Below are 9,634 nucleotides of genomic sequence, written 5' to 3' on the forward strand. Positions count from 1 at the left end.
GTCATAAACAACCGCCGCTGCGCCGTCTGATGATGGTCATGTGGATGGATCACGTCGCCGATATTCGACACGGGGGAGAGTTCTGATGGCTATCGTTCGCCATAAACAACCACCGCTGCGCCGTCTGATGATGTACGGGGTTGATCACGTCCGTCAGGCGTTTGCCAGCCTGGGAGAGTTGTGGCGCAATCCGCTCGCCTCCCTGATGACCCTGGCGGTGCTAGGCGTCAGTCTGGCATTGCCCTCCTGTTTCCACGTCTTGCTGAAAAACGCCGAAGTGGTGGAAGGCAGCTGGCAGACCAGCTCCCAGATTTCTCTTTATCTGCGCAAGGATCTGCCAGAGCAGAGCATTCTCGACATGAAGCAGCGGATCCTGCTCTATCCCGAGGTGGAATCCGTCACCTACATGAGCCGGGAGGAGGCGCTGAAAGAGTTTCGCGAGATCTCCGGCTTCGGCGATGCCCTCGACTATCTGGACAGCAACCCCTTGCCGCCCGTGCTGAGCGTCATTCCGGATCCCCGCTGGCAGAATCCGGAAGGGGCCGCCGAGCTGCTCGGCAAGCTTAACAACGAAGACGGGGTTGAGCAGGGCAAGCTGGATCTGCAGTGGCTGACCCGGTTGCAGGGGATCATGAACCTGCTGCGCCATACCATCACAGGCATCGCCGTGCTGTTGCTCTCGGCTGTGCTGCTGATCGTCGGCAATACCCTGCGCCTGAACATCCTCAACCAGCGCTCCGAGATCGAAGTGCTCAAGCTGGTGGGGGCGACTGACGCCTTCATCCATCGTCCCTTCCTTTATACCGGTATCTGGTTCGGGGTCATCGGCGGCATGCTGGCCTGGTGGTTGACCGAAGTGATGGTGATCTGGAGCGAGGGGGTGGTGAAGGAGCTGGCCGGGCTCTACAACAGCAATTTCCGGCTGGTGGGCATGGGGGCGATAGACGGGATCAATCTGGTCTTGCTGGGTGCCTTGCTGGGGCTGATCGCTTCCTGGTTCTCGGTACATCGCCACATTCGTGACATAGAACCATCCTGATTAATTTATCAGCGTTTCAAAGCGCTGGATTTTGAGAGCTGGATCAAGTAAAAGAATTGCCGTTTCTGGCTCGGCCACTGTTCTCGGAGTAATCTGATTAACAGCTATCTTCAGGATCTGATCTGGATCCGGTGAACCTTCTGATTTATAAGCAGTCTACAAGTGCTGAAGAACTTATACGGGTGTGGCCCCTCTGCCTTGCTCGTCTGACTTGGCAAGCATGTGAAGGTTGCGAGCTCCGCAACAATGGACTTAGCATGCTACTTTTCGGGGGTCCTTGATTGTGACCCCCTTTTTTTGACTGTTCATTCATGATTCATCCTGCCGGCCTAAGATAGCCCGAGTTCAAACTGGGCACAGTGTTTGATGTGGGCCGCAGAATGATATCCGGTCAGTAGACAGACCCTCTCAGGGTGTTAGACTGGTTCGATTGAAAAGAAAGAGGTAAAAAATGGGAACTTCATTGCAACGCACTATGGCTCTGATTCCGCAAGGTAGTCTGGAAGGCTATATCCAGGCAGTAAATTCGATTCCTGTGCTGACCGCAGAGGAAGAGCGTGAGCTGGCTGAGCGTTTGCAGCAGGGTGGCGATCTCGAGGCTGCCCGTCAGCTGGTCATGTCGCACCTGCGTTTTGTCGTTCACGTCGCCAAGAGTTATGCCGGATACGGTCTGCCCCAGGCTGACCTGGTTCAGGAAGGCAACATCGGCCTGATGAAGGCGGTCAAGCGCTTTGACCCGACCGTCGGAGTGCGACTGGTCTCCTTCGCCGTGCACTGGATCAAGGCCGAGATCCACGAGTATGTCCTGCGCAACTGGCGCATGGTAAAAGTGGCCACCACCAAGGCCCAGCGCAAACTGTTCTTCAACCTGCGCAAATCCAAGAAGCGTCTGGGCTGGTTCAGCCATGACGAAGTGCAGGCCGTCGCCGCCGAGTTGGGGGTCTCCCCGACCGACGTGACCGAGATGGAAGCGCGCATGAGCAACTACGATCAGGCGTTCGATCTGGTCGGTGATGATGAAGACGAAGGCGGCTTTGCCCCTGTCCATTATCTGGAAGACAAATCCTCCGATCTGGCAGCCACCATCGAGAACGACAACTGGGATGATCATGCGACCCGTCGCCTGAGCTCGGCCCTTGCCACTCTGGATGAGCGCAGTCAGCACATCATCCGTGCCCGCTGGCTCGATGATGACAGCAAGACCACGCTGCAGGAGCTGGCCGACACCTATGGTGTCTCCGCCGAGCGGGTGCGTCAGCTTGAGAAGAACGCACTCAAGAAGCTGAAAGACGCCATGGAGGCCTGATGCCTCCCAAACAAAAACAGGGCCTGATGGCCCTGTTTTTGTTTCGCGAGTATCTGGTCGGCCTTGCTTTGGTTACCCTTGTCTATGTTATGTTGCCGCCACTGCCACAGTAGGGAGAGCAGATAGTGAAACTGTTGAACGACCTGTTTACCAACAACCGCGAGTGGGCGGAACGGATCAAGGCCGAGGACCCGAATTTCTTCGCTACCCTCTCCGCCCAGCAGGCCCCCGAATACCTCTGGATCGGTTGCTCCGACAGCCGGGTTCCCGCCAACCAGCTGATGGGCTTGCTGCCGGGGGATGTGTTCGTCCACCGCAATGTCGCCAATCTGGTGGTGCACACCGATTTCAACTGCCTCTCGGTGCTGCAATACGCGGTCGAGGTGCTCAAGGTGAAGCACATCATCATCTGTGGTCACTATGGCTGCGGTGGTGTCAAGGCGGCGATGCAGAACCAGGAGCTGGGGCTCATCGACAACTGGCTGCGCAACATCAAGGATGTCTACTTCAAGTATCGTGAACAGCTGGATGCCATCGAAGATGAGCATGAGCGTTTCGATTACCTGTGCGAGTTGAACGTGGCCGAGCAGGTAGCCAACGTCTGCCACACCACCATCATCCAGAACGCCTGGCGCAAAGGGCAGGAGCTGGCGGTGCACGGTTGGATCTATGGCATCAAGGACGGTCTGCTGCACGATCTGGATCTCTGCGTCAGCGGCCCGGATCAGATCCCCGATGTTTACCGCGCCTGGCCGGACATGCGTCCGCCCCACCGCCGTCGCTGAGGAGCCTGCCGTTGGCGCCAGCCCTCTATCTTCAGATCAAGCAGCACATCCTGGACGGGATCCGTGAACGCCACTATCAGGCGGGAGACAGGATCCCGACCGAAGCCGCCCTGTGCGAGCAGTTTGCCGTGAGCCGCATGACGGTCAACAAGGCACTGCGCGAATTGGTGGCCGAGGGCTGGCTGGTGCGCACCGCCGGTTCCGGCAGCTTCGTGGCGGACAGGCGTACCGAGTCGCCCCTGCTGGCCATTCGCAACATAGCTGACGAGATCGCCGAGCGGGGCAGCCAGTACAGCGCCCGGGTGATCCGGTTGCAACGCCAGGCCGCCGACGAGAAGGTGGCGGTCCAGCTCGGGCTGAGAGTCGGTGCTGCCATCTTCCACAGCCTCATCGTCCATCAGGCCGATGGGGAGCCGCTGCAACTGGAGGAACGCTTCGTCGATGCCGAGCGTCTGCCCGGTTATGGCGAGCAGGATTTCACTCAACAGACCCCGAATCGCTACCTGATGGACGTCTGTCCTCTCTCCGAGATGGAGCATGTGGTAGAGGCCGTGTTGCCGAGTGCCGGTGAAGCCGGTCTGCTGCAGGTGCGGGTCGATACCCCCTGCCTGTTGCTGCACCGCCGTACCTGGTCGGAAGGGTATCTGGTCTCCTATGCCCGTCTGCTCTCGCCAGGTTCCCGCTACAAGCTGAGTTCCAAGACCAGCCTCAGTTAATTGTATATACATATTGTTTTAACAGAGCCCACCTCATGGTGGGCTTTTTTGTGCTTAAACTCCAATGAAAGCGCTGTTATCAAGATGTGAACTTGATCCTTTCTTTCCTGACAGAGATCGGATATAAGATAATGTATATACATTTAGAGGTCGGTATGAACAAGGAACTGTTGAACTGCGAGCGGGTCTGGCTCAACGTGACACCCGCCACCCTGCGCCCCGATCTGGCTGACTACGGTCTGCTGGAACCCCACGCCCTCGGCGTTCATGAAGGCAGGATCCACGCCCTGGTGCCCATGCAGGATCTCAAGGGCCCTTATCCTGCCCACTGGCAGGACATGAAGGGCAAGCTGGCAACCCCGGGTCTCATCGATTGCCACACCCACCTCATCTTTGCCGGCAGCCGGGCCGAAGAGTTCGAGCTACGCCAGCAGGGGGTGCCTTATGCCGAAATCGCCCGCAAGGGTGGCGGCATCATCAGCACTGTGCGTGCGACCCGTGCGGCCAGCGAGGAGCAGTTGTTCACGCTGGCGGCGGCCAGGATCAAGTCGCTGATCCGGGAAGGGGTCACCACGGTGGAGATCAAATCCGGCTACGGCCTCACCCTGGAAGATGAGCTCAAGATGCTGCGGGTCGCCCGCAGACTGGGGGAGGCGCTGCCCATTCGGGTCAAGACCACCCTGCTGGCCGCCCATGCGGTGCCGCCAGAATATCGCGATGATCCCGACTCCTGGGTCGAGACCATCTGCCAGGAGATAATCCCGGCGGCTGCCGAGGCGGGTCTGGCGGATGCGGTGGATGTCTTCTGCGAGCACATCGGCTTCTCGCTGGCCCAGACCGAGCAGGTCTATCTGGCCGCGGATCAATACGGTCTGCCGGTGAAGGGCCACATGGAGCAGCTCTCCAACCTGGGAGGCAGTGCGCTGGCCGCCAACTTTGGTGCCCTCTCGGTGGATCATCTGGAGCATCTGGATCAGGAAGGGATCCAGGCGCTGGCGCACCGCGGCGTGGTCGCCACCCTGCTACCCACCGCGTTCTATTTCCTGAAAGAGACCAAGCTGCCCCCCATCGCCGCCCTGCGCAAGGCCCATGTGCCCATGGCCGTTTCCTCCGACATCAACCCTGGCACGGCCCCAATTGTGTCGCTGCGCATGGCCATGAACATGGCCTGTACCCTGTTCGGTCTGACCCCGGTCGAGGCCATGGTCGGGGTGACCCGCAACGCCGCCCGCGCACTTGGCGAGCAGGAGCGTTTGGGGCAGTTGAGAGTGGGCATGCTGGCGGATTTCCTGGTCTGGAACTGCGCGCACCCAGCCGAGCTGAGCTACCTCATCGGGGTCGATCAGCTGGTGAGCCGGGTCGTCAACGGGGAGGAGACGCTGCATGGATAAGTTCAGCCTGTCCCATATGTCGGTCTGGCAAGGGCGCCAGGATCCGGAAGATGGTGAGCTCGCCCTGCGCTGGCACGACAAGGTGCAGGCCTGGTCGCTGAGCGGTACTGCCGAACCCGGCGTCGCTCTGGTGGGCTTTGCCTGCGACGAGGGGGTGCGCCGCAACAAGGGGCGTGTGGGGGCCGCTGGCGCACCGCTGGCGATCCGCAAGCTGCTGGCCAACAGTGCCTGGCATCTGACCCGTCCCGTCTATGACAGCGGGGATTTGACCTGTGACGACGGCGATCTCGATGCCGCTCATGCCCGCTTGGCCGAGCGGGTGGCGAGCCTGCTGGATGAGGGACACTACCCGCTGGTGCTGGGAGGCGGTCACGAGATGGCGTTCGGCAGCTGGAGCGGCCTCAACCGTCATCTGGCCGGTCAGGGCCGGGTCGGCATCATCAATTTCGATGCCCACTTCGACCTGCGCATGAAGCAGGAGCAGGCAAGCTCGGGCACCCCCTTCTTCCAGATAGCCGAGCAGTGCGCCGCCCAGGGGACGCCCTTTACTTACGCCTGCCTCGGGGTGGCCGAGACCGCCAATACGCAGGCGCTCTTTGCAAGGGCCGACGCCTTGGGGGTCTGGTATGTGAAAGATGAGGCCATGAGCGAGCGTAGCCTGCCCGCCTTGCTAAGCGGGCTGGATAGCTTTATCGCCCAGTGTGACCACCTCTATCTGACTATCGATCTTGACGTCTTGCCCGGCGCCGTCATGCCGGGGGTGAGTGCCCCCGCCGCCCGCGGCGTCGAGCTGGCCGTCATCGAACTCCTGATCGCCCATATCCGGGCCAGCGGCAAGCTGCGGCTCGCCGACCTGGCCGAATACAACCCGAACCTGGATCAGGATAACCGCAGCGCCCGCGTGGCCGCCCGGCTGGTCCATCAGTTAACCAAGTAGCGCTCTGCCGAGGGCAGGTCGCAATGCTGCTGCATTGATAAAACAAGGAGTGTGTATGTCTGAGCAACACCTGGATCCCCGTCAGGATCCGAGCCGTGTCATCCGTGCCTCCCGTGGTACCACGCTGACCGCCAAGAGCTGGCTCACCGAGGCGCCGCTGCGGATGCTGATGAACAACCTGGATCCGGAAGTGGCCGAGCATCCACAATCCCTGGTGGTCTATGGCGGTATCGGCCGCGCCGCCCGCAACTGGGCCTGCTACGACAAGATTGTCGAGGTGCTGACCCGGCTAGAGGAAGACGAGACCCTGCTGGTGCAATCGGGCAAGCCGGTCGGGGTGTTCCAGACCCACAAGGATGCGCCTCGGGTGCTGATCGCCAACTCCAACCTGGTGCCGCACTGGGCCAACTGGGAACACTTCAACGAGCTGGATAAGAAAGGTCTCATGATGTACGGCCAGATGACGGCCGGATCCTGGATCTACATAGGCACTCAGGGAATCGTGCAGGGTACCTACGAAACCTTCTTCGCGGTGGCCAATCAGCACTTCAACGGCGAGCCCAAAGGGCGCTGGATCCTGACCGGCGGTCTGGGTGGCATGGGTGGCGCACAGCCGCTAGCCGCCACCATGGCCGGCTTCTCCATGATTGCCGTCGAGTGCGACGAGACCCGCATCGATTTTCGCCTCAAGACCCGCTACGTCGACAAGAAGGCCCACAGCCTGGATGAGGCGCTGGCCATGGTCGAGGAAGCCAAACAGAGCGGCACCGCCGTTTCCATCGGCCTGCTCGGCAACGCCGCCGATGTCTTTGCCGAGCTGGTGGCCCGTGGCATCACCCCGGACGTGGTGACCGACCAGACCTCGGCCCACGACCCCATCCACGGCTACTTGCCGCAGGGGTGGAGCGTCGCCCAGTGGCGCGAGCTGCAAAAATCTGCGCCCCAGGAAGTGAACCAGGCGGCTCGTCACTCCATGGCCCGTCAGGTGGAAGCCATGCTGACCCTGCAATCCCGTGGCGCGGCGACCCTCGATTACGGCAACAACATCCGCCAGATGGCACTGGAAGAAGGGGTAAAAAACGCCTTCGATTTCCCCGGCTTCGTGCCTGCTTATATTCGCCCGCTGTTCTGCGAGGGGATTGGTCCCTTCCGCTGGGTGGCGCTGTCCGGCGATCCGGAAGATATCTACAAGACGGATCAGAAGGTAAAAGAGTTGATCCCGGACGATCCCCACCTGCACAACTGGCTCGACATGGCCCGCGAGCGCATCGCCTTCCAGGGCTTGCCTGCGCGGATCTGCTGGGTCGGGGTCAAGGATCGGGTACGCCTCGGTCTGGCTTTCAACGAGATGGTGAAAAATGGCGAGCTGAAGGCGCCGATCGTGATTGGCCGCGACCACCTGGATTCCGGCTCGGTGGCGAGCCCGAACCGCGAGACCGAATCCATGATGGATGGCTCGGATGCCGTCTCCGACTGGCCACTGCTCAACGCCCTGCTCAATACCGCCGGTGGTGCGACCTGGGTCTCCCTGCACCATGGTGGCGGCGTGGGCATGGGTTTTTCCCAGCACTCGGGTGTGGTGATTGTCTGTGACGGCACCGATGACGCCGCCAAGCGCGTCGGCCGCGTGCTGCGCAACGATCCGGCCACCGGCGTGATGCGCCATGCGGATGCGGGTTACGAGATTGCCATCAATTGTGCCGTTGATGCGAAACTGGATCTGCCGATGCTGACTGCAACGGCCAAAGGGGTTAAATAAGATGTTTGAACTCAATCTGTTACCGGGCAAACTCTGCCTCAATACCCTGCGCCGCGTCAGCCGCGAGCCGGTTCATATCAGTCTGGATCCGGCCGCGCTGCCGGGGATCCACGCCTCCGCTGCCGTGGTCACCAAGGTGATCGAGCAGAATCGCGTTGTGTATGGCATCAACACCGGTTTTGGCCTGCTGGCCAACACCCGCATTCCGGTGGAGCAGCTGGACGAATTGCAACGATCCATAGTGCTCTCCCACGCTGCCGGCATCGGTACCTACATGGATGACGCCACTGTGCGGCTGATGATGGTGCTCAAGGTCAACTCGCTGGCGCGGGGCTTCTCCGGCATCCGCTTGACTGTGCTTGAGGCGCTGATGACCCTCATCAACGCCGAAGTCTATCCGGTGGTGCCGAAGAAGGGATCCGTCGGTGCCTCCGGCGATCTGGCGCCGCTGGCCCACATGATCTGCCTGCTGATCGGGGAGGGCAAGGCCCGCCACAAAGGCGAGCTGATGGACGCCGCCACGGCGCTGAAGATCGCGGGTCTCGAGCCTATTTCATTGGCGCCGAAGGAGGGACTGGCGCTGCTCAACGGTACCCAGGCCAGCACGGCGTTTGCGCTGGAAGGCCTGTTCCACGCCGAAGATCTGTTCGCCGGCGCCATCACCATAGGCGCCATGAGTGTGGAGGCGGCGCTGGGCAGTCGTCGTCCGTTCGATGCCCGCATCCATGAGGTGCGCGGTCAGCGTGGCCAGATCGATGCCGCGGCTTGCTATCGTCACCTGCTGGTGGATGGCAGCGAGATCGGCATGTCCCATCACAACTGCGAGAAGGTGCAGGATCCTTACTCATTGCGCTGCCAGCCCCAGGTGATGGGGGCCTGTCTGGCCCAGATCCGCCACGCCGCCGAGGTGCTGGTATGCGAGGCCAACGCTGTCTCCGACAACCCGCTGGTGTTCGCCGAGGATGAGGAGATCCTCTCCGGTGGCAACTTCCATGCAGAACCCGTGGCCTTCGCCGCCGACAACCTGGCCCTGGCCATCGCCGAAATCGGGTCGTTGTCAGAGCGCCGCATGGCTCTGCTGATCGATTCCCGCATGTCGGGCCTGCCCGCCTTCCTGGTCAACAACGGCGGCGTCAACTCGGGCTTCATGATCGCCCAGGTCACCTCGGCGGCGCTCGCCTCCGAGAACAAGAGCCTGGCTCACCCGGCCTCGGTGGACAGCCTGCCCACCTCCGCCAACCAGGAAGATCACGTCTCCATGGCCACCTTTGCCGCTCGCCGACTGGCGGACATGGCGGAGAACACCCGTGGCATACTGGCGGTCGAGCTGCTGGCAGCTGCCCAGGGGCTGGATTTCCGTGCTCCGCTGCGCACCACAGCGCTGCTGGAGCAGGCCAAGGGTCGGCTGCGGGCAGAGGTGAGCTTCTACGACAAGGACAGGTACTTCTCGCCAGACATAGAGGCGGCTGCTGCGCTGCTGGCCAGGGCGAGTTACAACGACCTGATCCCGGTCGGTGTGCTGCCCAGCCTCTAAGCCCCCATTCGGCTCATAGCAAAAGACCGCCCATCGGGCGTAATGCCGATCAGTTAAGGATCCATTGACCGATCCTGCTGATGTGTAAAAATCCGAAACCTGTTGATTTGGTTTCGGATTTTTTATGCGTATCGAACAGGCCCTCGACTTCCTTCACGCCAGCAATG

Annotated in this window: 8 protein-coding genes; all 8 read left to right on the forward strand. The window is 61.1% G+C overall.

The genetic code is table 11. The annotated features are described in order from the left end of the window. Positions 1-85 precede the first annotated feature (85 nt). The 8 genes from ftsX to hutH all read left to right on the forward strand — a co-directional run bounded on the left by ftsX (position 86) and on the right by hutH (position 9,467). On the forward strand, positions 86-1,039 hold the full coding sequence (gene ftsX / locus GWQ27_RS20745; RefSeq protein ID WP_005316425.1) for a permease-like cell division protein FtsX: 954 nt from the start codon (positions 86-88) through the stop codon (positions 1,037-1,039). A 451-nt stretch (positions 1,040-1,490) separates the two neighbouring features. Beyond that, positions 1,491-2,345, forward strand: coding sequence for an RNA polymerase sigma factor RpoH (gene rpoH, locus GWQ27_RS20750; protein ID WP_011899178.1), 855 nt, complete (start codon positions 1,491-1,493; stop codon positions 2,343-2,345). A gap of 125 nt (positions 2,346-2,470) precedes the next feature. Beyond that, positions 2,471-3,130 carry a carbonate dehydratase gene (gene can / locus GWQ27_RS20755; RefSeq protein ID WP_005316416.1) on the forward strand — a complete coding sequence of 220 codons (660 nt, stop codon included), beginning with the start codon at positions 2,471-2,473 and terminating at the stop codon, positions 3,128-3,130. 11 nt (positions 3,131-3,141) lie between these two features. Further along, positions 3,142-3,846: a histidine utilization repressor gene (hutC, locus tag GWQ27_RS20760; RefSeq protein WP_058394753.1), complete on the forward strand. Its 705-nt coding sequence runs from the start codon at positions 3,142-3,144 to the stop codon at positions 3,844-3,846. A 155-nt stretch (positions 3,847-4,001) separates the two neighbouring features. After that, positions 4,002-5,237, forward strand: a complete 1,236-nt coding sequence (gene hutI, locus GWQ27_RS20765) for an imidazolonepropionase (protein WP_275908219.1) — start codon at positions 4,002-4,004, stop codon at positions 5,235-5,237. After that, entirely contained in the window at positions 5,230-6,174 is a 945-nt protein-coding gene (hutG, locus tag GWQ27_RS20770) for a formimidoylglutamase (RefSeq protein ID WP_275908220.1), read from the forward strand. The genes hutI and hutG overlap by 8 nt, the downstream gene beginning before the upstream one ends. Positions 6,175-6,229: 55 nt before the next feature. Continuing rightward, positions 6,230-7,933, forward strand: coding sequence for a urocanate hydratase (gene hutU, locus GWQ27_RS20775; RefSeq protein WP_059168896.1), 1,704 nt, complete (start codon positions 6,230-6,232; stop codon positions 7,931-7,933). Between the two features lies 1 nt (position 7,934). Then, entirely contained in the window at positions 7,935-9,467 is a 1,533-nt protein-coding gene (hutH, locus tag GWQ27_RS20780) for a histidine ammonia-lyase (RefSeq protein WP_275908221.1), read from the forward strand. Positions 9,468-9,634: the final 167 nt, after the last annotated feature.

It is taken from the genome of Aeromonas sp. 5HA1, from assembly GCF_029237245.1.
GTDB lineage: Bacteria > Pseudomonadota > Gammaproteobacteria > Enterobacterales > Aeromonadaceae > Aeromonas > Aeromonas salmonicida.